Origin of the sequence: Variovorax sp. SG517 (assembly GCF_013376045.1) — a bacterium.
Taxonomy (GTDB): Bacteria; Pseudomonadota; Gammaproteobacteria; order Burkholderiales; family Burkholderiaceae_C; genus Variovorax.
Genome location: NZ_JABMJG010000005.1, coordinates 89845 through 115776, shown reverse-complemented (window position 1 = coordinate 115776; position 25932 = coordinate 89845). Strand labels below are relative to the sequence as shown.

Genomic DNA, 25932 nt, shown 5'->3' with positions numbered 1-25932 from the left:
GCACGTAAATGAACGAGATACATAAGACGGTTTGGAATCCTGCCCTGGGGCAGATGGTGGTCGCCTCCGAGCTGGCAACCAGTAAGGGCAAGGCCAGTGGCGGTCGTGTGGGCCGCAAAGCCGTCGCTGCGGTGAAGGCCTTGGCCGCAGTTGCGTTGGCAGGCCTCATGGGCGCGACCGGAGTGGCTATGGCCGACGTCGTGGTGGGCGACACTTCGGCGGAGTGTGTCAACCCCTCCAACCTGACAGGCCCCAGCACAATATCGGTCAACATTGGCTGCCGTGTGAATACCTCCGGCGGCTCGGGGGGGCAGACGTCTGTGGGCATTGGCTATGACGTCGTGGCGACGGGCCATCAATCCGTGGCGATCGGCGCGGGGGCCGCATCCCCTACGTTTTATGGCATCGCCATTGGCGCTGGTGCGCAAGCCATCGGCTACCCCAGCTACGGCTCCATTGCAATCGGCTGGGGAGCCATCTCTTCGAATGCCTATTCCGTGGCTCTGGGTACTAATGCTGAAGCCGCCGGGGCCGGGGCTTTCGCGGGAGGCTTAGGGGCCAAAGCAACAGCTCATTGGTCCACGGCGATTGGGACGTATTCCCAAGCTATAGGTTTGTACTCCACTGCGGTAGGCTACAGCGCTGCAGTCGGTGGCGATAATGCAGTGGCGATAGGTCAGAGTTACGCCGGCGGGGCGGGTTCCACCTCGATAGGCTGGCAAAACTCCGTGACGGGAGCAAGGTCCACCGCTGTCGGCGTGGGCAACCAGGTCACAGGGACCGGCTCGGGCGCTTTCGGTGATCCGAACAACATCAGTGGCGACGGCAGCTACTCGGTGGGCAACAACAACACCGTCACCGGCAACAACAGCTTCGTGCTGGGCAACAACGTCACGGTGACCAACGCCAACAACGTGGTGCTGGGCAACAACAGCGCCGACAAGGCGGCCGCGCAGGTCAGCAGTGCCACGGTGGCGGGCGTGGTCGCCACGCTCAACCCCGACGGCACCGTTACCTATAGCGCCGGACCGGCCATCACTTACAGCGGCTTTGCCGGCACCGCCAGCGGCGTGGTCAGCGTGGGAGCGGTGGGTGCGGAGCGCCAGATCGTCAACGTGGCGCCGGGCGCCATCAATGCCACCAGCACGGACGCCATCAACGGCAGCCAGCTGTACTCGGTGGCCAGCGCAGTCAATGCGCTGGGCGGCAACATCACCACTATCGTGAACAACGCCAGCTCGCATTTCTACAGCGTCAATGGCGGGGTGAGCACGGACGGCAACTATGCCAACAACGGGGCGACGGCCGTCGGCGCGATCGCCTCGGGCATCAACGCTTCTGCATCGGCCGCTAACTCGGTGGCTGTGGGCACGAACGCGTCGGCCAGCACGGCCAACAGCGTGGCATTGGGTGCCGACAGCAATACCACGGCCGCGACACCCACCGCAAGCGCCACCATCCAGGGCCAGACCTATAACTTCGCGGGCGCCAACCCTGTGGGCGTGGTCAGCGTGGGCGGCGCGGGTGCCGAACGCCAGATCCAGAACGTGGCTGCCGGCCAGCTCAGCGCCACAAGCACCGACGCGGTGAACGGCAGTCAGCTCTACGCGACCAACCAGGCGATCAACAACATCCAGACCGGCGGCGGCATCAAGTATTTCCATGCCAATTCGGCGGCTGCGGACTCGCAGGCCTTGGGTGCCGAGAGCGTGGCCATCGGCCCACAGGCCGTGTCGCAGGGGGCTGGCTCGATTGCCGTGGGCAACAGTTCGCTGGCTACGGCCGCCAACGGTGTGGCGCTGGGCGCGGGGGCCACGGCCGACCGTGCGGGCATGGCGGGCGGCCAGGAGCTGTTCTCCAACGCGGTGGTGGGTTCCACGCAGGGGGCGGTGTCGGTGGGCAGCGCGGGCAACGAGCGCCAGATCACCAATGTGGCGGGCGGCACGCAAGCCACCGACGCGGTGAATGTGCGCCAGTTGCAGGCCGTGAAGAACAGCAGCGTGCAGTACCAGACCAATGCCGACGGCTCGGTGGATTACCAAAACGTGACGCTGGGCCAAAGCTCTGGCCCAACCACGATCCACAACGTGGCGCCGGGCGTGGCCGGCAATGACGCCGTCAACGTTAAACAGCTCAACGAGGCCTCGGCGGCTTCGGCAGCTTACACCGATTCGCGCGCCAACCAGTTGCGCGGCGACATCCGGGCGACAGCGAAGGACGCCAGCGCCGGCACGGCGGGTGCCATGGCCATGGCGGGCATGCCGCAGGCCTACATCCCGGGCAAGAGCATGTTGGCCGCGGGCGTGGCGGGCTACGACGGGCAGGCCGCGTTGGCCATCGGCATCTCCAAGCTGTCGGACAACGGTCGCTGGATAGTCAAGTTCAGCGGTTCAGCCAATTCGCGCGGCAAGGTCGGCGTGTCGGCTGGCGCGGGCTTCCATTGGTAAGCCGGCCGCATCAACAGAGGAACAACATCATCATGACGAAAATGCAATTTCATCGCTTCTCGGCCATCGCAGTGGGGATCGCAGCTCTTCTGGTGCTCCAGGCCTGCGGCACATCTTCCGTGAGCAAGGGTATCAGCGACGATGGCAAGGCCACGGAAGTGGTCTTCCCCGACATCGATAACGACGCCTGGCTCAAGGAGGGTACGTTCCCCAACCTGGCCAATCTGCGCGCGGTGGCGCCCGGCGTCACGAAGGACCAGCTATACGACCTGCTCGGCCGCCCACATTTCAGGGAAGGCATGGCGGGCCCGCGCGAGTGGGACTATATCTTTCACTTCCATAAGGCCGGTGGCGGCGTGACCACCTGCCAGTACAAGGCCATTTTCGACAAGGACTACAAGGCGCAGAGCTTCTACTGGCTGCCGACTGGTTGCGGCGATGTGCTGGCGCAGCCAGTGGCAGCGGTGGCTCCCGCCCCGGTGCCGCCTCCGATGCTGCGCAAGGTAACCCTTGGCGCCGGCGGTCTGTTTCGCTTCGACGGCGCCGCCGCAGCCGATCTGATGCCGGAAGGCCGTCGCAAGGTCGAGGTGTTGGCTCGCGACATCAAGGGCAACTTCAAGTCATCGAGCGCAATCAGCGTGACGGGCCATACCGACCGCCTGGGGAGCGATTCGTATAACAATGCGCTGTCGCTTGCCCGCGCCAACACGGTGCGCGACCTGCTGGTGCGACAAGGTATCGACAGCAGCGCGATCCGCACGCAGGGCGTAGGTAAGAACCGACCCGTGGTCGAGTGCCCCGGTATGCATAAAACGGAGGCGTTGATCGGTTGCCTTCAACCCAATCGCCGTGTGGAGATTGAAGTCAGTGGCGAGCAATGATGGCGCCCACGGGAGGTGATGAAGAGCGCATCTCCCCCGGGCGCATTGCAATCCTGGGTTCGGAAGTCCGACCCCGGGAATCTGTAAGGCGAATCGTCCGCAGGCTGGGATATGCACCGGTGATTTTCTCGAAGGTTCCGGAAGCCACATCCCCACTCTATGCTCCGGGGCACTTCGAGATGCTGCTCATGATCGGCGCAACCGACAGTGCGTCGTCCATCGCACTGGTCAACGCCGCGAGGGCCTGGATCGGGCCACAGATGCCGATGCTGTGTCTGGTGTCGAGGAATCAGTTCCATGACGTAAACGCAATACGACTGGGAACCATGGACGAGGTCATGGTGAGACCTCTATCATTCTTCGAGCTCTTCAGTCTCCTTCGGCTCTTCATGAGAAAGCTTCGGAGGCCTTTGCCCGCTCTTGAGAGGGAGTGGGGAGACTACCGCTTTCTGTTGACGAGCAACATGGTGGAATATAGGCAAAAACGAGTGCAGCTGCGCCCCGACGGATTTGACCTTGCCATCGAGCTCTTCTCCAATGCAGGCAGCACAGTGGGGCGCGACCTATTGTGGGCTGCGGTGTGGGCAAAGGAGTGGGACCACCAATCGCGGCAGCTGGATGTCTGCATATCCGGGCTCCGTAGTAGCCTGGAGCTGGCCTTGAACGGCTGGGAGCTGCGGGCAGTATGGGGGGCGGGCTATCGTCTCGAAGGCCCGTCCGTGCACGCGCCGAAGTTGTTGCCAAGCCGGGACGCTCCATTGACGGGGAGCCAATCCCTCGACCTCTGAACGCGGAATTCGCATGCGGCGCGCAACTGCCGCGTCGGTGAAGCGGACGCTCTCCATGCCAATGTGAGACGGCGCTGCTCGCTGTAGTGCGACGATGGTGAATGCGGTCCTTTCAAGATGTTGGCCGACATCTTCTCGGTGGCCGCGAAGGCTGTAGCCCTCGGACGCCGAGGCGATCCGTGCCCGACTGACCGTACTGCCCGTTGGTGAGATGCTCGATCCTCAACTGCTGAGCCAAATGCGCAACGGCACTTCAAGGAACATGGGCGGCCGGCTTCTGGCTGTATGCGGGCGCGGAGGACTGCGATGCGCGCTGTGGTAACGGCCGATTGTTCGGCACCGTCGGGCATCAAGACCGGGAACATCTTTGGCCTCCCGCGTGATGACCAACGAGGAACTGATGGGGAGAAGGCTTTGCAGCTCAATTGAGAGGCGTCGCTAATAATTGCGGCCGAGCGAGTCAAATGTCATTCAAATGCATGTTTCTATTACATAGATAAATTTCTTCTTTAACCGGAAGCATGTCCTTGTTGATGAAACGTGAAGTAAGGCGCATTCTTCGATAGATGTGTGCAATCTTTTCTTCGCGACGCCCCCGGTTGAGGCTAATCCTTCTATGCTTGGCTTCGGTCGCGAAGCGCTTTTTTGTTCTCTTGCATAGAAAATGGAAGTACGGCGCTCCGAAGGTACGATTCTTGTGACTTGGCTGCATTTGTCCTCTCATTCATTAGAAATTGCTTGTCTCATTTGGATGCAGAAAAATCCATGAAGAAGTGCACAGTCGAGCAAGCGTGGAGCTTGTCTCTGCGCAACTTCCAACTTCTGTCCCTGCTTGAAGTTATGTGCAGCTATGAGCCGAGTGATCTGGACTACCTGTTGGACGCTCGTGATGCAACCGTTGCTTTCGCAGCTTCGATGAAAAGTCTTAAACCAACGCGGCTCATGGATCCATCGGGGCAGATCAGGGAGTGGCTGGATGCATGCCAACGCAAGGCATCACCTGCCGGTGCGATCAGCCGACGATTGCAGGAGGCGGAGTCTGCTCGGGATTCGGCACAAGACAGTTGGTTGTCTGCTATGCCGCAGATGGCCGACGCCTGCAAGGCGATGCTTTCTGCAATCGAGACGCATGATGCCTTGGCCAGATCCCGCGAACTCGAATCAAACGGAGCGTACATCACGACGAGGCTTTGAATTCCAAACGCGGTGGTAGAAGGACTTCCCCTTCCGTGTGATGGCATTTGGATGCCGTTTGCCGCAACACTCAACGAGCACTCCGCGGTAGCTTGGGACGGGAAAGTCCCTTTTCATTCAGAAAACCAGAAGCTGGGTGTCTCTTCATCCAGAATATGCATTCGACACTGATGCTGCTCTTTGCCCTCCCAGAATTGCTTTAGGACGTGCGCCGCAGTGATCCCGAGAAGCATTTGGTGTACAGGCCAACGTCAAGAGAAGGGCCCCGGGGCGTGAAAACCACCTTGGGTGTGGCAGCCTAGCCCCTCTGACCTCGGCGCGCTCGACTACAGCCCCGCTTCAGCGGCGAGCTGAGCAACGGACACCCCGATCGCCCTGGCAATCGCTACAACAATCATGATTCCGGGATTTTGCACACCGCGCTCGACAGCGCTCATGTAGGAGCGGTCAACATGACTCCTGTGGGCGAGCTCTTCCTGAGAAATCCCCCTGGCCTTGCGCAACAGCCGGATCGCGTCGCCGAGCGCCATCAGCGCAGGATCGCGCGCAAATTTTGGAGAGGGGGCCGGCATGGACAAAATGGTCCAGCCATGCGTACTATTACACCACGGACGATCTTCCACATTTGGATGTCTTCATGCTGCAAGTAGACGAGCGCTTCGAAATCGCGGGGGCCCCGGAAGCGCCGCACGTGCATACATTCCCGTGGGTGGAACACTGCTTAAACGGCCCCCTTTGGTACGCTGAGGTCCTACCACCGCCGGCAGTAGACGGCGGTCAATTCTGGAGCCGGTTTCTCGTGGCCCGAATCGACGACTTGGTCGAGATCTTGTGCGGGCGCAAATGGCAAGAGTCGCGTTTGCACGCTGTGCTTCCAACCTATATGACAGGAAAGAGCGGCCCGGCTTTTACCCGCTGTACATCTTTGTGGCGATGCCGCGCCCCTATGGCACAGCAGACATCGGCATGGTTGTTCGAGACCGAACATGGCGCCTATGTCGATCCTGCAGCCGGCCTTGAGCTCTCTGACGTCGTGCGCGTTCGTCGGCACTGGCAGGATACGGGCTCGCTAGAAACTCGCCTCTGCCGTAGATCGTGAGCGCGCCGCGGACGCCTACGCGCTCGCCTCCTCCCACTGCCGCGTTCATGATCCCGATGGCGGATCGCCATCGACGAATCCGCGTCGGTCATAGGCACACCTTGGACACATTGCTTTCGCAAGAAATGCGATGTGCGATTTCTGAGGAGGCGACAACTCAATTGCCAATTCAAACAACAATTTAATTGTCAATTCAATCTCCATTTCAATGAACAACTCAATAATCAACCGAACCCTTCGATGCGTCTTTGACGAGCCAGCAGTCTAAAGTTTTAATGAAACTTATTGATTGACTTTTGGCGAGCCGAGCATAGGATGCGGTCGAAATCCTGAATCACTAGCCGCATCAAATGAATACCAAGAGTCACCATGGCGCTGAATATTAATGACTTTCTTTGGGCCAACTATGGCCCCATCATGGATTCCAAGGCTATCTGCAAGATATTGCATTATCCGACCGTGACCGCACTGAAGATGGCTCGTAGCCGGGGAAGTCTGCCATTCTCGCCGGTCACCATTGAGCACAGACGCGGTGTTTTCGCGATGACCAACGAAATTGTGGAGGTGCTGGAGCGTATCGAACGGGAGCGAAAGCTGACCACAGTCTCGCAAAAGCGCAGGACAGAAGACACCCTTGCTTGAGCAGGACAATCAAGGAGCCACGATGAAATAGAAAAACGCCATCTAACCGCGAAGGGCTAGACGGCGTTAGTCCGCCATTACTGACGGAGCCTGTGGAGGGCGCTTTCAGTATCGCATTCGACTAACCATCAAGTCAAGCCTGAATCCAATTCGGCGGGCGCTTTCGAGCGCTCCCCGTAGGTCTTTTTTGCTGTTTGATTTATGGAGGTCGCATGACGACATCTCTCAGAAGTCGCTTTGCCCAATTGGTGGGGCAGGATCCGTCCTTTCGCCCGCGGCGCGTAGTCACGCGAGGCGGTCACCGAGTGCGCGGGATTTTCCCGTCCGCCCGATTCAAGCGCTCCATGCACTGGGAATCGGGTCTCCAGTGGGACCTCGTTTATCGGCTCGAGGCCTCATGGCTGGTCGCCGACGCCTGCACTCGCCCCACTACGATGAATGTGACGCTGGCAGACGGCACCCCATTCGGCCATACCCCACACGCTGTCGTGATGAGGCGGGACGGAGAACTCGTCTGCCTCGAATGTATCCCTTCGAAACACTTGGCGAAAGCGAGCGTTCAAGAACGTCTGGCCGCCATCCGGCGGCATCTGGCGGACCTGAGCGTCCTGTTCTTAGTCGTTACCGAGTCGGACTTGAATCTGCCCATCACGCGCCGCAACGCCCGGATGCTCACGCAGGCGCTGCGCACCGCTCGCCCGGACGAGCGAGATTCCGAGGACTGCGTGCAGCTCGCCAGACACAGGCCTGCGGTCCTTACCGATCTCGCGGCGCTGCTAGGGACCGATGCGTCCCTTCGCATGCTCGCGCTCGGTTTTGTCTACGCCGACATGCATCAGCCGCTCGAAGCGGCCACCTCATTGACCTATACCCTCGAGGAGCGCTTCGATGCAGCTGACTTCATTTACACCAAATAAGCAATTCAAGCTATTCGAGAAGGTCGTTACGGTCCGCTCCATCATCGGCGCCGATCGGGTAATGCTGGCCGACGAGGAGGGCAACGAGCGACCGTGGGAAGTTGCGACCCTGCACATTCATTACCGTTCGGGCAACCTCAAAGGTTTGAAGAGCGCCAAGCGGGACACGCAGGAGCGCAAGGTCACCGTGGCGATCCGCCTGGCGGCCGATGTCAGCGAAGCGGCCAAGTTGCAGGGCTATGCCCGGCAACAATACCTGGGGGCCATCGAACGTGAGGGGCTCAGCCTGCGCAGGCATAGCAAGCGGCTACGCGCGGTGCTCGAAGCGGTGCGCCAGACGCTCGGCCAGGCCCGCGCGCCTTCTATCCCGACCTTGAATCGCTGGCGCGCCCGGGTCACGGCGCAGGGCGGAGATTCCTCGGCAGTGATGCCGTACTTCGAGCGCCGTGGCGGTCCAGGAAAACAGCGCATGGCGCCCGAGGTGAAGCAAGCCCTCAACGCCGTGCTGGACAACTTCTACCTCACGACCGAGCGCTATTCGATCAAAGTCGCCTATCAGGTCTTCGAAGGAGAGCTGCTCGAGAAGAACAAGTGGCGCCCAAACGGCCAGCAACTGCGGATTCCTTCGTACTCGACCTTTGTGCGGTGCCTGCGCCGGCGCCCGGGCTTCGAGGTCACGGCCGCGCGAGAAGGGGCTAAGCATGCACTCTCAGTTTTCCGTCCGACGTCGAAGAACACCGAAATGTATGGGCTCAACGAATGCTGGGAGATCGACCACACGACGCTCGACCTCTTCGTCGTTGACGAGATAACGGGCCTGGTGCTGGGGCGCCCGCGACTCACCGTAATCATCGAACACTTCAGCCGCGCGGTCATGGGGTTCGATGTGGGGTTCAGCGGTACCTCGTCGCAGGCGGCGCTGGATTGCCTAAAGCACGCCATCCTTCCGAAAACCTATTTGCGCAAGGAATACCCCGAGGTACAGTGCGACTGGCCCTGCCACGGCATTCCGCTGGTCTTGAAGTGCGACAACGGCCCGGAATTCCATTCCCACTCGCTGAAGCAGGCGTGTTTCGAGCTCGGAATCGATCTGCAGTACTGCCCGGTCAAGGAGCCGAGGTACAAGGCCCGAATCGAGCGATTCTTTCGGACATTTAACGAGTCTGCACTGACGGGCTTGCCGGGGGCCACCGGCTCGCATTTCTACCAGCGTCCGAAGGACTACGACCCGACTGCGGACGCGGTGATCGATCTGCACGAACTGCGAAAGCGCCTGCACCTGTGGGTCGTCGACTTCTATATGACACGAGACCACAGGGGGCTGGCATGAGTCCGTACGAACTGTGGCGCAGCGCGTCGGCGGCGACGTCCATCCGCCTTCCCTCGGACCCGGACGAACTGGACGTGATCTGTTCGGACGCCGTCACCTGCACGCTGACAACCAAGGGAATTGAGGTGGACAACTGCATCTTCAACAGCGACCATCTGCAGGCCATCTTGCGCCAAGCGCCGAGGAAGCCCAATCAGAAGACAGTGAGCGTGCCGGTGCAGGTGCGCTTAAACCGGTCGCTCATGGCCTTCATCTGGGTGACGGATCCTAGGTCCGGAGAGCGCCTGCAGGTGCCTAACATCGATCGGACCAAGGCAGGATTGAGCGCATTCCAGGTCAAAGTGGCCTGCCGCCTGCAACGTAAGGCACGCGACCATGGCCAAAAGATTTCGCTCTCGCAGGCGATCAAGAGAGCGCGCGAATCCGCACGTGACCTCAGCCAGGCGACCACGCAGGGCGCCCGACGCCGGATGCTGCGAGTGACAGGCCTGTCTCTCGAGGAGTCGACGACCGTGCCTGAGGCGCCTTCAACCCGGCGCAAGTCCGTACGCAAACGGGGAAACCGCGGAAACGGCACCAGCAAGAAATCGACCACTGGCACGCTGGGCAAGCCGATCAATCGGCGACCGGCGAGTCCGCGCGTTGACGACGATATTCCATTCTTCACCACGGTAGTGCGTGCACCGAAGACTTTGACCGGGAGGCAATCATGATCTGCATCGAGACACTCGCGTTTCAAGATGCCATGGCGCGCCTCGCCGACTGCCATGCCGACAGCGGCCTCGACGACGATCCCCAAAGCATGAAGTTGCTCGGGGTATCCGGCGTGGGCAAATCATTCATCTTCAAGGAGTATTGTCTTCGCCATCCACCGGTGATCGAGGACGAAGTGACCCGCGTACCGGTGGTGCGCGTGCAAATTCCGTCGCAACCAACCCGCAAAAGCATCTTCGCAGCGTTCCTCAAGGCCCTTCAGATCCACGTGGGCTCCGGTTCGGCCGACAGACTGCGCGAGCGGGCTCAGATCCTCTACCAGACATGCGGCGTCGAGTTCGTCTGCGTCGACGAAGTACAACATCTGATCGATCGGGGGCAGGCCCACACCTTTGCATCCGCCGCGGACGCGCTGAAGGAAATGCTCGACCTGCTAAAGCTTCCCGTGGCGTTTGGCGGCGCGCCGCGCGCGCGAATCCTTTTTGCGCACAACGGACAACTGCGCTCCCGCGTTCCCGAGGTGCTCAAGCTTTATCCATTCGATCTCGAGGACCGGTTCCCGCAGTTTCGTGGCTTCCTGTACGAGCTGGCGGTGGGCATGAGCGAGGGTAATCGCAAGTGGCTCGCGAGCACAGATGTCGCCACACGCATGTTTTATGCAACCGACGGCATTCACCGTACGACCGCGTTCATGGTCAAGCGGATGAGGCACCTGGCCGACAAGGGGCAGATGCTGAGCTTCGTCGCGCTCGAGAAGTTGTTCGAGCGCCACTATTGGAGCGAGGTATCGGCCGAGCTGAACCCTTTTCACAAATCCTTCGCGATGCGCCGACTCAACCGGGTCGGCGAACTTCACGAGCCAACCTACTTGGACGGCGACAATCACGAAGAGGATGCGCTCTATGAAGACGCCTAGGCATTCCAGTGCGCATTCCCTGCGCGAAACGCCAGCATCCGACGACCTGCCCATCGTCATCGTGCGGACCCGGCCGATCGGCACTATGCCGTTTGATCGCCGCGCATGCGAATCGCTGGGTTCCTGGGTTTACCGGCTACAGAAGGCGAACGCAATCACACGCCCAGGCGTGATTCGCATAGCGGCCGGCCTGCGGAACCACCTCCTTATCGATGTTCCGACGGATCCGGAACGCGCAGCACATGCCTGGGCACGTGTGAGCGGCCGTAGCGAGGAGGAAATTTCCCCGATGTGGCTGTCCCTGGAGGACAGACCGACGCCCGGAAGAAGCGGCCAGACCGTCATGCGCGCCTGGACACTGGCTGAGAAAACCGGCACTTCCACATATTTTCGCGCGCGCCACGTCGTATGTCCTGATTGCCTTGCACAAGACCACGTGCCCTATTGGAGACAAAGCTGGCGACTTGCAACGACCGTGATGTGCGACGTTCACCGTCGCAATCTGGTGGATCGCTGCCCTCGTTGCAAGGGCACGTTCGCCGCTCCGAGGCCCATCCTTTTGCCACTGAGCCACTGTGGCAATTGTGGTTTCGATCTGCGCAACTGCTCGCCCGACGTGGCGCCCCTTCACACCGGCCTGCTGCAGCAAACCCTCTACAAAATCTACCGTCGCAAGGCGAAGGAACACAGACCGCTTCATGTGTTGCCCTGCCTGCCACTTCGCAGACTTCTCAATCAGGCTTGTGCGGCGAGCGCAGATGTCACCTCGATGGAGGCATTTGCGAGTCTCCGAGCGGAGGCAGGTCTAGAGAAATGCACGCGTGCCAAATTCAGTGAACAGTTCGTCTACCAAACGATTGAAGTGCGCTCGCGCGCCGCCAGGCTGTTGGAGGATTTCGCAACGCGACGTCCATCGGACTTTGAGCGCCTCGTCCATGGGAAGGCCTACGGGACCAGTGCCAGCGATTGGCTCGTCAAGTTCCACAGCGTCTGCGTGGGGGGCGGGCCAGTTCACAGGGGTTCCGAACAGTATTTCGAGAACGTCGTGACCTGAGTTCTGGATGTGCCTCGCCAGCTTCAGAAATTGATCGTACGACCCGCGCCGATCCCAGGGCTGGCTTCGCCGGAATCGCTCACTTCGTGGCTGTTCCGACTGGCGTTGTCGAATGGCTTCACCACTTATGGCGAGCTGCTTCAGAACGAGGGCCTTCCACTTGCCTCACGTTCGCTTATCGATGTGAATCCCGAGAGGTGGATGCTGCTTTCCGGCCTGGAACAACTTAGCGGCCTTCCGCTTGAACTGTTGCGCTCACACGCATTGGATGGCGCGCTAACGGCGATGACCGGAACGCCGGGCGGCACAGCGGGGCGATGGTTGATGCCCAGTGGCGGCCAAGGGTGCAGGTACTCAATCTGCGCAGCGTGCTTGGCCGAGGACGGGAGGCCGTACTGGCGTAGCGCCTGGCGCCTGACGGTGAATACCGTATGTGCAGTGCATATGCGTCTCCTCATCGATACATGCCGCGGCTGCGGACGCGAGCTGATCCTCTCGGGCCTACGGACAGCATCGCTGAAGTTGTGTGAGCACTGTGGTCGCGCGCTGTATGACGATCCGGGCCCGGTGCGCGTTCGACGGATCGCAAAGTGGCGCCTGGTGGATCCTCAGGATGCGCCGCCCCGATCGATCTTTTCCGTCCGCGTGGTTCACAGCAAGCTCTGGTGGGACGGGGTCCGCGTGCTGCTGAATGTCCTGGGTCGTCCCCGGCTCGCGGTGAAGCTTCAAAGGGCTGGGCTGCCTCGAGAATTGATCCCTGTTCTGGCCTGCATGGCAAGAGGACCGCGGCTGCCGTTCGACCGGCAGTCGACAGCAATGCGGCACCAGATGTTGGAACTGGTGGACTGGCTCACTAGGGATTGGCCAGTGCGTTTTATCAGCAGCATGAGCGCTGCACGCATTACATGCGGAGAATACGCCACGGCAGAGATTCCCGTGCCTTACTGGCTCTGGTCCGTCTGCAAGGAACATCTCGAGAGAAAGCGCTACCGCACGACTCTGGCTGAAGTCTCGAGTGCTGCAGCGCTGCTGAGTGAGGCTCATTGCCCAGTGTCGAAGATCGCGATCAAGCGACTATTGGGAGTGACCGAAGGGAAAGCGTTGGATGCGCTTCTGCCTGTCATGACGCGTCGCTTGTCGGACACCGAGATGCTTGCAGTGACCAGCGTTCTAAGCGCGGATCTGGAGAGTGCTTCGACCGCCAGGGAGCAGCGTGCCAGCCTTCTGCGCGACGCGTGCAGCATTGCCGCGGCGGCCTGGCTTCGGATATCGCTTAAGGCGGCTTCAGGCTTGGCCGTGGAAGATGGCCTAGCTCTGTTGCAGGAGTGGCGTGATGCCGCGTGTATCGACGGCGCCCGCGGCAGACTCGCTCGGACCTATCTGGCCTGGATGGAACTTTATCTGCGCGGCACGCGAACGCGTTTCGAACGGTATGACCTGCCGCAGCGCGCTCTTTTTCTCTCGCGCTTCGGAGTCCCTACCCAAGGGTTCGGCTTGGCTTCGCGGTTTGCAGATTTGCTGCGACGCTCGGGAGTTTCCGAATGGCAGTTGGGTTCGCGGCTGCTGACAGCCGCTCCATCAGAGGAAACACTTCGGGTCGACCACCATGCACGGTCGAGTTGGTCGGAGGATCACCTGATGCAGTGCAAAGATGCTCCTCTCCATCGGCAACGTTGAAGCGAAGAGTACGCATTGCGAGAATTCTGCTTGTGTGCGGGCCCTCGTCTGCGAAGACAAGACCGATGGATCATTCTGGCTCAATCGTATGCATCGCCGATTGCGACGTTCGTCAATTTGAATTCGGCGCGATTCCGCGCAGAGGAGATTTCATGACTGCACCCACCCACAACCCCAAACCACCAGAAGGATTCAATAGCTGGCTCGAATACGCTATTCTGACCTTCGATGGGCACGATGCCGCTTTGGGCTTTATGTTCGATACCGAGCCTGTCGATCACCATCAGATCCAGGCCGCAGTGCTTGATGAATTCAATGCGCTCAGGGCACTGGCCTCACTTCCGCCGCTGATGTCGCGCGCAGGCCATTAAGTCCCAGCTGCTATTGCGGCTCATGGGTGGGCGGGCACGATGATGCTCGTTGCAGCCAGCGCCTTGCTGATCGCCGTCACATTCCCGCATACGATTCGAGCATGAGCCGTCGTTTGCAAGTCACCTCGCACGCGATCCGCGCGGGTCGGTCCACTCCGACCCAGAGCAGAACTGAAGCCATCAATCTTGGGAGGAATCGTGAAACAAGAACGTCAGGAAGAAAATTCTTCCGTCAGATTGCTACTCAAGGATATGGTCGAGTTGGGCGGAAGCTTCGTCCGATGGAGATCCCTCTCGATGGGAGACTGTGCTGCTCATTCACAGCAACGAAATAGGACAGTTCCCCGAAGAGCTGAATCTGGGTAGAAGTCTCGCCTTCTACCTAGAATGAGAAGGTTTCTGGCTCGTATTCGCTTTACGTCGTGATCTTGACGGCCCTCGGATCGGTGTTCATGGCGTGGCCGGCACGAGTGGCGTATGAAGTCCGCCGGCGCAAATGCGCATCGGCCGAGGCACGCCGCAGCAGCGTGGATCTGCCTGTGGACTTTTCTCCGATGTATGAGTTTCCATCCATCGCGTTCGACCTCCTGGGCTTGCTTGTTCTGGGAATCTATGCATTAAGCGACGCACCAGGCGCCAGCAGGCTGAGGCTGCGGCTTGGACGGAACTCAATCAGCTACGCGAAAAGCCGGCCAGTCCTCAAGAAATCGACCGTGATGCCAACTGCGCCGTCACAGGCAAGACAATTTCAGCGCGGAACGGGCAGGAATCTCACGATTTGTGATGACTCTCAAGCAGCACCGTCGACAGCGCCAGAATCTTCGCCTGTGGCGCTTCCCTACGCCATACCAGCCGGGTCTTCACCCGTCCGAATTTCGCACGCAGCTTGTGCACACTGAGCCGCGCACGTTCGGTGTAGGTGTCGAGCACGCTGTGAGGCACCAGCGCGACACCCATTCCAACGGCAACGCAGCCGAGGATAAGGTGGTACGAGCCCACCTCCACGATCCGCTCCGGCATGACGTGGCCGCGCGCAAACCAGTCTTCAAGACGCTTGCGGTGGGGGCATCCGGGATGAAATGCGAGGATGGATTTCGACGGAAGATCCTTGGGCGACGCGATAGCACCGTGCTTAGCCTCGGCGATGATCACGAGCTCCTCGTCGTAGATGGCCATCGTCTCCAGCCGGTGGTCCGATACGGGGTCCGCGATCAACGCGGCGTCGAGTTCGGAATTGAGCACTTTATTGACCAAATCGCGGGGGTCTCCGGAATAAAGCTCCAGCGCCACGTCTGGATATCGCTCATGAAAGATGCCAAGAGGGCCAGGCAAGCGAACCGCAGCCGTGCTTTCCATGGCGCCAAGCCGCAAGACTCCCGTAGGTTGGTCGCTCTGAACCGCGTTGGCGGCCGCCCTGGACAACTCGACAAGGCGCTCTGCGTAGCCGACCAGGATCTGGCCGGCAGGCGACAACTGCAGTCTCCTGCCCTCGCGCAAAAAAAGCTGCACGCCCAGCTTCTCCTCCAAAACCTGGATCCGCGATGTGACGCTCGACTGCGCCCGATGCAAAACCTCGGCGGCACGCACCACCCCGCCGTTGCGGACCACGGCCAAAAATATCGTCAGGTCGGAAAACTCCATTGGCATATCTCCTTTTCCGAATCATTGATTCTCAATAAATCATTTTTCACGATCTCCCATTCTCCCTAGAGTCCCGCTCACACGCAATTTCAATGGGCTGGACTGGTTATGAAAATCGGGATCATTGGCATCGGCGTCATGGGCGAGCCCATGGCGAGAAATCTCCACAAGGCGGGGCACAGCGTCACTGTCTTCAACCGCACAGCCAGTCGCTGTGATGGTCTGCGCTCTCTCGGGATCGCTGTCGCCGACACGGCCCGGCACGTTATCGAGGCCTCGGACGCCATCGTCCTCATGGTTCCGAGCCACGTCGAGGTCGATCAGGCGTTGCAGCGCGAGGCGAACGGCACGATTGCGGCCCCCGTGAAGGGCAAGACGATCGTGCTGATGTCGACCATTGCGCCGGCCTACTCGGCCGAACTGGCCGCCAACTTGGCGGCGGCCGGCGCTCGCTACGTCGAAGCGCCGGTATCTGGCTCGAAGCAGCCGGCCGAGACAGGCCAGCTCGTGATCCTCGCGGCTGCGGCCGAGCCTGGACACATCGACGATGTGCAGCCCCTGTTCGACGCCGTGGGCAAGAAGACGGTACGGTGCGGCCCCATCCCTACAGCGATGCGCATGAAGCTGGCAAACCAGCTCCTGCTGATCGCCTATTTCGAGGCGATCACCGAAGCCACGCACTTCGCTGCGGGCATTGGCCTCGATGTCGCGCAATTCCTGGAGATGGCGCAAGCGGGACCGCTGGCCAATGACGTGTTGCGCATGAAAGCGCCGAAGATGCTGGCCGACAATTTCGCGCAGCAGGCTCCTATCCGCCATGTCGCCAAGGACATCGGTCTGGTGTGTGACGAGGCCGCCCAGCGTGGGCTTTGGGTGCCCGTCGCCGAGGTCAACCGAACACTGTTCTCCGAGGCCATGCAGCGCGGACAGTCCCAGGACGACGCGGTAGGTATCGTCAAGATACTGCGGAAGGGACGGCAGTCATGACTGCGATCCCCATTCCGACCACGGGACCGGCCGGCCGGCAGAGCTTGGGCATGGGCGTGCTGTGCGGCCTCGCCGTTGCATTGATCTGGTCAAGTTGGTCCGTCGCCACCCGCTTTGCGGTGACGACCAGCCTAGGCCCCCACGACGTGACGTTCTTGCGCTTCGGTGTATCGGCATTGCTTCTGTGGCCGATCCTCGTGCGCAAGGGCCTGGGCATCCAACAGATCGGCATCGTTCGGCTGCTGGTGATGGTGCTGGGTGCCGGCGTGCCCTTCATGCTGCTGGGCTCGATTGGCATGCAGTTCGCGCCGGCTTCCCACGTCGCGACCCTGATGATCGGCACGATGCCTATCTGGGTGGCCTTGCTGTCCGGGCTTCTGTTCGGCGAGAGGTTCACTCGCCAGCAGTTGGGCGGCATGGGAATCGTCGTCGCTGGCGTGCTCTGCATTGGTGGCTATGCGCTGATAGCGAACCGCGCTGCCGGCGAGTGGCGGGGCGATCTGCTGTTTCTGCTTGCGGGTCTGTTCTTCGCGAGCTTCACCGTGGCACAGCGGCGCTCGGGCGTTAGCCCGTGGCACGCGACGGCACTGGTGAATTGCCTCTCTGCTCTGGTGTTTGCGCCGATATACTTCCTTTGGCTGAAGCCAAACATCTTCACCGCACCGCCTGCGGAGGTGGCTTTCCAGGTTGTGGCGCAAGGTATCGCTGTCGCGATCCTGGGCATGTTCTTCTACACGGAAGCGGTGCGCCGCTTAGGTGCCCCTCGGGCGGCGATCTTCGGCGCACTCGCGCCAGCGCTGGCCGTCCTGATCGGCATGGTCGTCCTCAAGGAAGTACCTGCGTGGCTGACCCTGGTCGGCATTGCGCTAGTCATGTGTGGTGTCGCATTCGTCGTGACGGGCGGGCGTGCGAAACGAACCTAAGACGGCGCGGGACACAGAGCCCGGCCACCAATCGGAATCCTCCGCGCTTCGCTTGGGCAACCCCTCCGGTTGCATCCCGCGTCTCGCCGCCGACAGGCTCAGGGGATAGGCTCGGCGGCTTCGCCTTGCTCCTTCCCCTGGCCGATAGGCTATGTAATGACTGAGGCGTCAAGGGTAAAGGCTAGCGCCCGCCATCCTCGCCCGTTCGGTGCTCGCCCGTTCCGGGCTGCGCTCCGCGTGCGGCCTGCGGTGTCGCCCTTGACTCCGCTCGGTACTAGGTACGCCCGAGGCCACCTACCTCTGCGATTCGTCGAGGCCGAAACGCTTGTGTAGGAATTCACCAAGCACATCGAAATCGATTTCACCGTTGACGAAGCGTTGTGCCTGGTCAGCGTATTCCTTCGGCACCTTGAAACCTTCGAGGCCGACCGAGGCGATCGCTGAGTCGTATGCCTTCTTGCGGCGCATCTTCTCTGCTGCGAGTGAATTCCCGACACTGGCCTCAGGCATCACGTACTCTCACGAAGTCGGCCAGATCGATTTCACCATTGATAAAGCGCTGCGCGTGCCGCTCATCGGCTTCGCTGAGTTGGCCCCCTCCAGGCCCATCGACGCCAGCGCATAGTCCACACCTGTGTGAATCTGTCGCAGATTGCGCCGTTGTTTCCGCGATTTGGTTGCCTCGATCGCGAGTCAGGTCGCGAGCTTGTCGGCGTAGGGATCGAGCTTGCTCGAGCTCGTCCGCTTGGCGTAGGGGGCGCTTCTTCGCCCGCTCTCGGTACTTTTTGACGGTGGCTAGAGCGCGGACACCACCTCCCTAGTTAGTGGGATGCCTCAGTTCTCACCTCCGGCTAGGATGCGACCAAAATATCCGAGCAGGAGAACCTACCCTAGCCGACGAGTCGTATAACCCCGACGAATCCCGACCGGGCGGCATGGCGTACCTGTATCCATCTTGAGGCAAGGATCTGCTGCCAATGCAGCTAGGGCCGATGATGCAAGTGGCTCTGGCTTAATCCGAACAGCAACGCACAGGCCGATGGCAACCCCCAGGAACGCACAAGCAGATCCGCAGACCACGGCCAAAGCGATCGGGTTGGAGAGAGGAAAATAGCTGGCGAGAATCGAGAGTCCCAGCAAACCCGCAGCGGCACCGAGGAATGGCCCGCGGCGCATCTCCAAGCGAGGATGCAGAAAAGCCATAAATGAGGTTTCTGGCTGCGACTTTCGCAGTTCGTTCTCACGCCGGACCAACTCTTGGAGATCCACTGGGTAACTTGGCACGGACCTTAACCCGTCAAGGCGCTGGTAATCGATCGTCTGCATCCGAAAGGAATTCATGACGGTCGTTTGCATCGGCCAAACCGCAGACCATTTAGAAACACGCACGCCATAGGCATTGAGGAGCACAAGCGTGAGCTCAGGATATGCAATCAACTCGACCTCCTTGCCATCCTTCACGCACACCCAACTGCGTTGAGGCCCCTCACGAATTTCTATCAGTTGGAGGCGCTCTGCCGACGGGTAGTCCACGTCTTGAAGTTCACAAGGCATCCACTCTTCGCCATGGTGAGCCAGAAACGCTACTCTGTTTTTTCCCTCACCTGCAACGTAGCAAAGGCCCAGTTGGCGGATCATGCGGACCTGCGCTTTTTCGGTAGACGTAGTTGCGCGTTCGTCATCCGTGAAGAACTTGATGTTCTCCTCGACGCTCAGCGAGGATTGTGGCCGCATGTCTTCTGCGCGTTTGAAGCTCGAGCCGAGCGTGGTCTTCACCGCAACGCGGGCCGGCCGAGGTAACGCGTCCAGTGCGGGTTCATCGATAAAAAAAGGCAGGACAGCGGTCAATGTACAAGACGGCCAGCACGCATAGTCGCCATCGCCACGCCGATCAATGAATATTTCTCGAGGAAGTGAGTGCATCCAAGCCAAGAAGCCGTGCGACTTCGGGCGCCTATCGTTCATCGACCGCTTGATGCATATGAACTCCTGGACAGCAGCATCAAGCTCTGCATCAACGTTGGGCGTTACGTTCTCCATCGCACTCGTCCTCCTGTTGCCTCATGTATAGCAGATCGCTCTTCCGTGACTGATCCGCCTAGGAGTTCATCAACTTTGATTCAAACGACCCTCTCGCTCAACAATTGAGCTTCGTCGAACACGATGCCTGAGCCAAGGTTTTCGTGTAAGTTGTTGATCTTCTTGGGAAAGATGGCGCATTTATTTTGATTCCCCACAGCAGGTGTCGCGCTACCAGGGCAAGCTCAGCGGCCCGCTGCTCGACCGCATCGACCTGCACATCGAAGTGCCGCCGGTCTCGGCCCAACTGCTGCTCGAAGCGCCCGCGGGCGAGCCGACTGACAGCATCCGCGAGCGCGTCGTCGCCGCGCGCGAGCGAGCAGTGCAGCGCCAGGGCCATGCCAACCAGTCGCTGCACGGCGCGGCCATCGACCGGCACGCGGCACTCGACGACGCGGCGCGCGCATTCATGTTCAACGCGGCGGCCAAGCTGGGCTGGTCCGCGCGCAGCACGCACCGGGCGCTGAAGGTGGCGCGGACGATTGCGGACCTGGCTGCGTCGGAGGCGGTGCAGATCGGGCATCTGGCTGAGGCGGTGCAGTACCGGCGGGCGTTGCGCGGGGCCGCCTAGACGCCTAGAAGAAGGAAAAAGGAAGAAGAAGGAAAGGCTCACCGGCCCGGCCTTCAGCTCACCAGCGAATCGATCCACCGCGCCGCATAGGTCCCGCCCTGCTCGAAGTAGTGCGTGTGCGCGCCGATGCCCATGCACACGTCGTGCTCCGCTCCGCCCGGCGCCGCCGTGAAGGCCGGCGCCGGGTTCCACAGCGTCGCGTGGCCGCCCACCGTGTCGATCGCCGGGGGCGGATCGCACCACAGCCAGCGGCCGACGTAGTCGCCGGTGGTGTACAGGTTGATCCAGCGGCTGGCGCCGACGTCGGAGGCGAGCGGGCCGCTGTTGCCAGGCGTCGTGGTCCGGCCCACCCATTCGTAGAGAAGAGGAAAGCGCGCCGCGTACAGCTGCCGCAGCGGGCAGCCCGCCGTCAGCAGGTGGACCTTGCCCTGCAGTTGCGGCCACAGCCGCGTGACGCGATCGTCGATGCCGGCATCGGCCTGCCATTGCGCGCGGTGCTGCAGGTAGCGCAGCAGTTCCGTGGAAATCACCGTGCCCTGGCTGTGCGCCACGATCACGATGCGGTCGTACTGCTGCGCCACGACGTGTTCGAGCAGAGCCACGTAGCGCGAGAAGATCCGCGCGCGCGGAATGGCGTGGCGCGGGAACTCGCGGAAATGGTTGTCCACGTCCAGCGCCACGTCGAGCGGCAGCCGCAGCCAGGGCACGTAGCGGGATAGCACGCCGCCGAAGGCCGAGAGCGCCGCGGCCGCGGTGGCGGCACTGAGCACCAGCGGCTTGAGCACGCTTTCCGACAACGGCCCGAACCATTCGATGTACGCGCCGCCGATCAGGTCCTTCGGCAGGATGCCGCAGCGCGCCAGCAGCAGCAGCACGCCGACGATGGCGGCGACCACCACGCTGGTTGCCGCGAGCCCGGTGACGACGGCTTCGAGCCGGCGGTAGCCGCCGCTGAGCCAGCGCCCCAGGTTCTGCGCCGTGCCTACGCCGTTCCTGATTTCGGCGAGCACGCTGGGCACGAGCACCACGATCATGTAGAGCAGCAGCGCCAGCGTCAGGCCCGCGGCGAGCACGAAGGTCTCGGTGCTGCGGAGATAGCGCAGGTGCAGGAAGGTGGAGCCCTTGTCGAAGCAGCCCGAGGCCGCGTCGAAGATGAGCGGGCAATACGAAGTGCCTGCTGCCCCGAACTCCACCAGCGTGGTGAGCAGGGCCCAGATGGCCATCGAGAGCGCGACGAAGGAGGCCATGGACACCATCAGCCCCAGCCGCCCGGTCGCCACGCTGCCGCGCGCGGCATCGCCGTCGCGAGCCGCGATCTGGCCGAAGACGAACCACAGCAGGAAGGGCACGACTGCCGCGGCCCACCAGACCACGATGCCCAGCAGCATGAATTCGAACGCGCGCATGCCGGCGCGCACCCAGTCGTGCAGGTCGAGCGGCTGCGTTGCGGGCACCAACGACTTCGCGATCAGGTGACCCAGCAACAGCAGCGCGGTGGCCGCGAGGAAGACGAGCCCCACCGCGCGCACCGCCGGGAAGCGCGCAGCCGCCACTCGCAAGACGTAGTCGAACAGCAGCCCGAGCAGCGCCAGGCAGCCCACGCCAACCACCCAGTGCGCCGGCACCCAATGCAGCAGCGCCGTCGCGGCTATCGCGCAGGCTGCCGCAGCGAAGCGGTTCGCGGGCCGCGCGCCATGCCGGTAGCAGTACCACCACACCGCGAGCGCCGGCACCGCCACGGCCAGCACCGTGCGCAGCACGGCGGCGTGCGGCTGCGCCACGCCCCAGGCGGCGATCAGCAGTCCGATCAGCAGCAGCTGCGAGAACAGGTTGGCCAGCAGGTTGGAGAAGGCCCAGTCCAGCCCTCGCTGCAGGTTCGCCAGCCATAGCCAGCGGCGCGGCGGCTTGCCGTCCGGCTGCCGCAGGCCGGCCCCGGCGCTCGCGCGGTCCACGGCGTCGCGTCCCAGCAGCGAGAGGCGGAACACCACGGTGAAGAGCTCGGTGACGATGCGCGGCAGCACGCCCGACAGCCGCGACAGGTCGGCCCAGTACATCTCGTGCACGTCCACCTGCTGCGGCGATGCGCCCGCGGCGGACGCGATGCGGGTCATGCGGATGCGGGTGGCTTCGTAGGCCTCGTTGTCGGCGCCCTTCCACTTCGAGAGCAGGTAGTCGCTGAAGGCGATGCCAGCGTCGGCCGAGACCATGGCCCTTGGCGTGGGGCCCTGCTTCCCGGCGCCGGCGGGCGCATCCGGCCGGCCATTGCCGACGATCCATTCATCGCGCAGGAAGTCCGAGCGCAGCGATTGCTCGAAGGCCTTCCCTATCGAATCGGGTGCCTGCGCCGATGGCTGGACGCGCCGCGTCGAGCCAGGAGGCAGCGGCTTCGACGAGCGGTTGCCCGCCATCGCCTTCAGCGGCGGCACCGCCACGATGAAGCTGTCGCAGTCGCCATGGCTGTAGCGGGCCTGCGGCGTGCCGGCATTCACCATCAGCGAGGCGATGGCGCGCGCGGTGTCCCCGGACTTCTGGTCCGCGACGCCATGGATGGCGATCACGGCCACCCGCTCCGAACGGCGCGCGGCGCCGGGCTCGGGCCGCTCTTTCTCTTTGCTGCTTGCTGTCGCGCTCATGGTCGTCCTCCTGCGCGCCGATGGCCGGCTGCGGTGACACCCACGGAAGGCGGACTGGCTGGAGAGAGAAGGAAAAGATCAAGCCGGCTTCGCGCGGGAGAGACGCATTCTTCGCGCGCGGACATGCGCCGCGCCATCCCGCAAAAGCAGGATGCGGACTATGGCCAAAGCCCTGCCGGGCTGCCTGACCCGGCTACTTGAGAACTCCGGCTACTTGAACTCGTGGCTCACCACAGGCGCCGACTTGCTGTCCTGCACCGTCACACGCTGCCGGTAAACCTCGAGGTCGCCGTTGCGCACCTCGATGTTGTAGATGCCCGGGCGCAGCGACAGCGATTTCAGCGGCGGGCTCACGCCGCGATCGGCACCGTCGACGAACACCTGGCCCCAGGGCCGGACGTTGAACACGATGCGGCCCATGCCCGGCGACGCCGTGGGCGTGGAAGCGGGTGCCGTGGCGCCGGGGGTGCCCGGCGTCGCGCCCGCCACGGTCGTGGTGCCGGGCGGCTGCGTTCCGGGGGCGACGGGCACCGAGGGCGGCGAGACGCGATTGATCTCCGCGATGGCGGCCCGGGCCTCGCGGGCATGCAGCCCGCGACGGTAGCGGCGCAGGTAGGCCTCGTAGCCTTCGCGCGTGTTCTCGCTCTGCGCGAGGTTCCAGTCTTCCGCTTCGGCGGTGGCCAGCGCGGACTCGGGCGGTGTGGCTGGGGTAGCGGGCGTTGTGGGGGTGGCCGGCGGATTGACCGGAACGGTTTCCAGCGGCGTCAGGGGCCCGGCGGTGGTGCCGGTGGCGGCGGGTGCGCTGGCGGCCGCGGCAGGCGGCTGTGCGGCACCGCCCGCGACGGCGGGCGGCACGCCATCGGCAGCGGGAGGCGTCGGGGGCATCGCCGCCGGCGGCGCGGTGTTGCTCGACATCGGCTCGGCCGGGGGCGGTACCGGCACCGTCGCGATCTTGGTGGGCTCCTGCGGCTGCATGCCCGAGGTCAGGCGCAGGCCGATCCAGGCGCCGACGGCGACCAGCGCGATCAGCAGCACGCCCACCATGCCCCATGGCGGGCGCTTGGGCTTGGCCTTCTGCGCGGGCGCTGCCTTGCGAGCCTGGGGCTGCGCCTGGGTCTTGGCACGGCTGCCCTGCCCTTCCTCTTCCTGAGCGGCACGCGGCGCGGGCGCGGGGGCCTGCGCACGCACGGGTTCGGGCGTGGCCACAGGCACCGGCTCCAGCGGCGCCGGCGCAGAAACCGGCGAGAACTGCTGCGGCGTCAGCTGCGGAGGCGGCGGCGTCGCCGACACGGGCGCGGCGGGAATGATCACCGCCGGCACGCCCATGCCGCTCACGTAGATGTCGCCCAGCTTCACCAGCCCCAACTCGGCGGCGAAGGCCGCCACGGTCTGCGTGCGGTCCTTGCTGTGCACGGCCAGCGTGTGGTCGATGGCGGCGCAGAAGGCAGGGCTCAGGTCGTCGCGACCCATGGACGACAGCGGCACGTAGGCGTCCTGCACGCTGCGCACCACGGCCGAAGGCGGCGGGTGGCCGGTGACGGCACGGTACAGCACCGCGCCCAGCGCGTACAGGTCGGTCCACGCGCCCTGCAGCAGGGTGTTGTCGTCGGCGTACTGCTCGATGGGCGAGTAGCCCGACTTCACCATCACCGCCACCTCGTCGACGAGGTCGGCGATCGACTTGCGCGCCGCGCCGAAGTCGAGCAGCACCGGCAGGTCGTCCTGCTGGATGAAGATGTTGTCGGGCGCGATGTCGCGGTGGAAGCACTGGCTGCGGTGCAGCGTCTCCAGTGCGCCGAGCAGCGGCCCCAGCATGCCCAGCAGCCATTGCTCGGTGATCCTGCCGGGCTCGTCTTCCGCGAGGCGGCGCAGCGTGCGGCCCTTGTAGAGCTGGATCGCCATGTAGGCGGTCGAATTCGCCTCCCAGAAGCGATGCACCCGCACCAGCGCCGGGTGGCTGAACTGCGCGAGCGTGCGCGCCTCGTTGATGAAGCTGCGCAGGCCCGCCTGGAAGGTGGCCGTGAGGCGCTCGGAACGCACGTGCACGCTGTTGTCGCCCACGCGGCGCGCGAGCATCGAGGGCATGTATTCCTTGATGGCCACCTCGCGCTGAAGCGAGTGGTCGTAGGCGCGGTAGACGATGCCGAAGCCGCCCTCGCCGATCACCTCGAGAAGCTCGAACTCGTCGAGCCGGTGGTTCACGCCCAGCGGATGCGGGCGCTCCTCCTGCGTATCGGCCGGCGGGCTCCCGATGCCGTGCGTCGTCGTCATGCTTCTTTTCCTCCTGCGGGACGAGCGCGCCCATGGCCCTCATGGCGCCCCCGGGTCAATCGGCCGACCTGGCTCTTCTTGTTCATGCCCATGGCACATGTCCCTGCGAAAACAACTTGGAAAACAGCGGCGTGTTGAGCCCGCCGCCATGGGCTGCCGTGCGCAACGGCGATCCGTCGGCCTGGTTGGTCCACCAGTAGCTGGTGCTGCCGAAGGGGTCGAAGCACAGTGGAAGCTCCGGCCAGCCCAGTTGCTGCCTGGCGCTGGCGCCTCCGGCCGTAGGCCCGAGGATCGAAAGGATGTCGTCCGAGCCGCCGCTGGCGGTCTGGAAGCCGGCACGGCCCGCGGCCAGCACCTGGCTGTCGAACTGGTCGGGCGCCACACCGTGGCGGATGGCCTGCAGCATCGCGGTGCCGCACTGCCAGTACCACGCGGCCGAGCCCTCCAGCACCGACGGACGGTAGTTGCGCGCGGCCACCTGCAGCGTGATGCACACCGGGTAGTAGCGGCCCACGCGGTCGCAGCTCGGCGCGATGCAGCCGAACTGCACGGCGTCGACGCCCTGCGTGGCGGGAATCGCGAAGTTCCACACCGGTGCCACCGCGTAGTGGCGCGTCATGGCGTCGGGCCAGCGCTTGAAGCTGCCCAGGCCGTTCTGCATCCAGCGGTCCCACCAGGCCTGCAGCTCGCGCGGCATTCGGCGGTAGAGGAAGTCGCCGGCGGCCGGCAGCTTGCCGTACCAGCCGATCTGCTCGTCGACGGGCACCCAGGCCTGCGAGGGAATGCTGCTGTTCATT

Annotated in this window: 21 protein-coding genes and 2 pseudogenes; 16 read left to right on the top strand and 7 right to left on the bottom strand. The window is 62.8% G+C overall.

The features are described 5' to 3' along the window. Nucleotides 1–8: 8 nt before the first annotated feature. From FHT32_RS16440 to FHT32_RS16425, 4 genes are all read left to right on the top strand, one after another. Nucleotides 9–2447 (top strand): YadA-like family protein, encoded by a 2439-nt coding sequence (locus FHT32_RS16440; protein ID WP_176665682.1) that lies wholly within the window; start codon nt 9–11, stop codon nt 2445–2447. Between the two features lie 32 nt (nt 2448–2479). Then, nucleotides 2480–3328, top strand: coding sequence for an OmpA family protein (locus tag FHT32_RS16435; protein WP_256099024.1), 849 nt, complete (start codon nt 2480–2482; stop codon nt 3326–3328). A gap of 119 nt (nt 3329–3447) precedes the next feature. Next, nucleotides 3448–4116, top strand: a complete 669-nt coding sequence (locus FHT32_RS35415; protein ID WP_176665681.1) for a winged helix-turn-helix domain-containing protein — start codon at nt 3448–3450, stop codon at nt 4114–4116. A 765-nt stretch (nt 4117–4881) separates the two neighbouring features. Beyond that, entirely contained in the window at nt 4882–5310 is a 429-nt protein-coding gene (locus FHT32_RS16425; RefSeq protein WP_176665680.1) for a hypothetical protein, read from the top strand. 326 nt (nt 5311–5636) lie between these two features. Here FHT32_RS16425 and FHT32_RS16420 read toward each other — a convergent pair whose 3' ends face one another. Further along, nucleotides 5637–5882 (bottom strand): helix-turn-helix domain-containing protein, encoded by a 246-nt coding sequence (locus tag FHT32_RS16420; RefSeq protein ID WP_176665679.1) that lies wholly within the window; start codon nt 5880–5882, stop codon nt 5637–5639. An 896-nt stretch (nt 5883–6778) separates the two neighbouring features. Here FHT32_RS16420 and FHT32_RS16415 point away from each other — a divergent pair. The 9 genes and pseudogenes from FHT32_RS16415 (at nt 6779) to FHT32_RS16380 (ending at nt 14030) form a co-directional block, all read left to right on the top strand. Continuing rightward, the gene (locus FHT32_RS16415) at nt 6779–7051 is read left to right on the top strand and encodes a hypothetical protein (RefSeq protein WP_176665678.1); all 273 of its coding nucleotides are present in this window, start codon (nt 6779–6781) and stop codon (nt 7049–7051) included. A 212-nt stretch (nt 7052–7263) separates the two neighbouring features. Then, nucleotides 7264–7968, top strand: a complete 705-nt coding sequence (locus tag FHT32_RS16410) for a hypothetical protein (protein WP_176665677.1) — start codon at nt 7264–7266, stop codon at nt 7966–7968. Continuing rightward, entirely contained in the window at nt 7940–9298 is a 1359-nt protein-coding gene (locus FHT32_RS16405; RefSeq protein WP_176665676.1) for a DDE-type integrase/transposase/recombinase, read from the top strand. The genes FHT32_RS16410 and FHT32_RS16405 overlap by 29 nt, the downstream gene beginning before the upstream one ends. Beyond that, on the top strand, nt 9295–10011 hold the full coding sequence (locus tag FHT32_RS16400; RefSeq protein ID WP_176665675.1) for a hypothetical protein: 717 nt from the start codon (nt 9295–9297) through the stop codon (nt 10009–10011). Before FHT32_RS16405 ends, FHT32_RS16400 begins: the two co-directional genes overlap by 4 nt. Then, nucleotides 10008–10928: a TniB family NTP-binding protein gene (locus FHT32_RS16395; RefSeq protein WP_176665674.1), complete on the top strand. Its 921-nt coding sequence runs from the start codon at nt 10008–10010 to the stop codon at nt 10926–10928. Before FHT32_RS16400 ends, FHT32_RS16395 begins: the two co-directional genes overlap by 4 nt. Next, nucleotides 10915–11982, top strand: a complete 1068-nt coding sequence (locus tag FHT32_RS16390) for a TniQ family protein (protein WP_176665673.1) — start codon at nt 10915–10917, stop codon at nt 11980–11982. The genes FHT32_RS16395 and FHT32_RS16390 overlap by 14 nt, the downstream gene beginning before the upstream one ends. Nucleotides 11983–11991: 9 nt before the next feature. Further along, nucleotides 11992–12426: pseudogene (locus FHT32_RS35410) on the top strand (TniQ family protein); the annotation flags it as partial. Then, a complete protein-coding gene (locus FHT32_RS16385; protein ID WP_256099023.1) occupies nt 12427–13659 on the top strand; it encodes a hypothetical protein in 1233 nt (410 codons plus the stop codon). Nucleotides 13660–13811: 152 nt separating this feature from the next. Beyond that, nucleotides 13812–14030, top strand: coding sequence for a hypothetical protein (locus FHT32_RS16380; RefSeq protein WP_176665671.1), 219 nt, complete (start codon nt 13812–13814; stop codon nt 14028–14030). A gap of 771 nt (nt 14031–14801) precedes the next feature. On the opposite strand, the gene FHT32_RS16375 is transcribed toward FHT32_RS16380, so the two are convergent. Further along, nucleotides 14802–15671, bottom strand: coding sequence for a LysR family transcriptional regulator (locus tag FHT32_RS16375; RefSeq protein WP_176665670.1), 870 nt, complete (start codon nt 15669–15671; stop codon nt 14802–14804). A 108-nt stretch (nt 15672–15779) separates the two neighbouring features. On the opposite strand from FHT32_RS16375, the gene FHT32_RS16370 reads away from it, so the two are divergent. Next, nucleotides 15780–16658 carry an NAD(P)-dependent oxidoreductase gene (locus tag FHT32_RS16370; protein WP_176665669.1) on the top strand — a complete coding sequence of 293 codons (879 nt, stop codon included), beginning with the start codon at nt 15780–15782 and terminating at the stop codon, nt 16656–16658. Then, the gene (locus FHT32_RS16365; RefSeq protein ID WP_176665668.1) at nt 16655–17581 is read left to right on the top strand and encodes a DMT family transporter; all 927 of its coding nucleotides are present in this window, start codon (nt 16655–16657) and stop codon (nt 17579–17581) included. Before FHT32_RS16370 ends, FHT32_RS16365 begins: the two co-directional genes overlap by 4 nt. Before the next feature lie 294 nt (nt 17582–17875). Here FHT32_RS16365 and FHT32_RS16360 read toward each other — a convergent pair whose 3' ends face one another. Then, complete coding sequence (locus FHT32_RS16360) at nt 17876–18091, bottom strand: antitoxin VbhA family protein (RefSeq protein ID WP_176665667.1); 216 nt, start codon at nt 18089–18091, stop codon at nt 17876–17878. A 375-nt stretch (nt 18092–18466) separates the two neighbouring features. Beyond that, on the bottom strand, nt 18467–19621 hold the full coding sequence (locus tag FHT32_RS16355) for a hypothetical protein (protein ID WP_176665666.1): 1155 nt from the start codon (nt 19619–19621) through the stop codon (nt 18467–18469). Between the two features lie 190 nt (nt 19622–19811). On the opposite strand from FHT32_RS16355, the pseudogene FHT32_RS16350 reads away from it, so the two are divergent. Beyond that, nucleotides 19812–20231, top strand: a pseudogene (locus FHT32_RS16350) (ATP-binding protein); the annotation flags it as partial. A gap of 53 nt (nt 20232–20284) precedes the next feature. Here the strand turns inward: FHT32_RS16350 and FHT32_RS16345 are convergent. The 3 genes from FHT32_RS16345 to tagF all read right to left on the bottom strand — a co-directional run bounded on the left by FHT32_RS16345 (nt 20285) and on the right by tagF (nt 25931). Then, a complete protein-coding gene (locus FHT32_RS16345) occupies nt 20285–22864 on the bottom strand; it encodes a hypothetical protein (RefSeq protein ID WP_176665664.1) in 2580 nt (859 codons plus the stop codon). 210 nt (nt 22865–23074) lie between these two features. After that, complete coding sequence (locus tag FHT32_RS16340) at nt 23075–25135, bottom strand: serine/threonine-protein kinase (protein WP_176665663.1); 2061 nt, start codon at nt 25133–25135, stop codon at nt 23075–23077. A gap of 82 nt (nt 25136–25217) precedes the next feature. Further along, a complete protein-coding gene (gene tagF, locus FHT32_RS16335) occupies nt 25218–25931 on the bottom strand; it encodes a type VI secretion system-associated protein TagF (RefSeq protein ID WP_176665662.1) in 714 nt (237 codons plus the stop codon). Nucleotide 25932 lies beyond the last annotated feature (1 nt).

What these genes read in the sequence shown, in the direction of transcription:
- FHT32_RS16440 (WP_176665682.1), top strand. Translation starts at nt 9, where the DNA reads ATGAACGAGATACATAAGACGGTTTGGAATCCTGCCCTGGGGCAGATG.
- FHT32_RS16435 (WP_256099024.1), top strand. Translation starts at nt 2,480, where the DNA reads ATGACGAAAATGCAATTTCATCGCTTCTCGGCCATCGCAGTGGGGATC.
- FHT32_RS16425 (WP_176665680.1), top strand. Translation starts at nt 4,882, where the DNA reads ATGAAGAAGTGCACAGTCGAGCAAGCGTGGAGCTTGTCTCTGCGCAAC.
- FHT32_RS16420 (WP_176665679.1), bottom strand. Translation starts at nt 5,882, where the DNA reads ATGCCGGCCCCCTCTCCAAAATTTGCGCGCGATCCTGCGCTGATGGCG.
- FHT32_RS16415 (WP_176665678.1), top strand. Translation starts at nt 6,779, where the DNA reads ATGGCGCTGAATATTAATGACTTTCTTTGGGCCAACTATGGCCCCATC.
- FHT32_RS16410 (WP_176665677.1), top strand. Translation starts at nt 7,264, where the DNA reads ATGACGACATCTCTCAGAAGTCGCTTTGCCCAATTGGTGGGGCAGGAT.
- FHT32_RS16405 (WP_176665676.1), top strand. Translation starts at nt 7,940, where the DNA reads ATGCAGCTGACTTCATTTACACCAAATAAGCAATTCAAGCTATTCGAG.
- FHT32_RS16400 (WP_176665675.1), top strand. Translation starts at nt 9,295, where the DNA reads ATGAGTCCGTACGAACTGTGGCGCAGCGCGTCGGCGGCGACGTCCATC.
- FHT32_RS16395 (WP_176665674.1), top strand. Translation starts at nt 10,008, where the DNA reads ATGATCTGCATCGAGACACTCGCGTTTCAAGATGCCATGGCGCGCCTC.
- FHT32_RS16390 (WP_176665673.1), top strand. Translation starts at nt 10,915, where the DNA reads ATGAAGACGCCTAGGCATTCCAGTGCGCATTCCCTGCGCGAAACGCCA.
- FHT32_RS16385 (WP_256099023.1), top strand. Translation starts at nt 12,427, where the DNA reads ATGCGTCTCCTCATCGATACATGCCGCGGCTGCGGACGCGAGCTGATC.
- FHT32_RS16380 (WP_176665671.1), top strand. Translation starts at nt 13,812, where the DNA reads ATGACTGCACCCACCCACAACCCCAAACCACCAGAAGGATTCAATAGC.
- FHT32_RS16375 (WP_176665670.1), bottom strand. Translation starts at nt 15,671, where the DNA reads ATGGAGTTTTCCGACCTGACGATATTTTTGGCCGTGGTCCGCAACGGC.
- FHT32_RS16370 (WP_176665669.1), top strand. Translation starts at nt 15,780, where the DNA reads ATGAAAATCGGGATCATTGGCATCGGCGTCATGGGCGAGCCCATGGCG.
- FHT32_RS16365 (WP_176665668.1), top strand. Translation starts at nt 16,655, where the DNA reads ATGACTGCGATCCCCATTCCGACCACGGGACCGGCCGGCCGGCAGAGC.
- FHT32_RS16360 (WP_176665667.1), bottom strand. Translation starts at nt 18,091, where the DNA reads ATGCCTGAGGCCAGTGTCGGGAATTCACTCGCAGCAGAGAAGATGCGC.
- FHT32_RS16355 (WP_176665666.1), bottom strand. Translation starts at nt 19,621, where the DNA reads ATGGAGAACGTAACGCCCAACGTTGATGCAGAGCTTGATGCTGCTGTC.
- FHT32_RS16345 (WP_176665664.1), bottom strand. Translation starts at nt 22,864, where the DNA reads ATGAGCGCGACAGCAAGCAGCAAAGAGAAAGAGCGGCCCGAGCCCGGC.
- FHT32_RS16340 (WP_176665663.1), bottom strand. Translation starts at nt 25,135, where the DNA reads ATGACGACGACGCACGGCATCGGGAGCCCGCCGGCCGATACGCAGGAG.
- tagF (WP_176665662.1), bottom strand. Translation starts at nt 25,931, where the DNA reads ATGAACAGCAGCATTCCCTCGCAGGCCTGGGTGCCCGTCGACGAGCAG.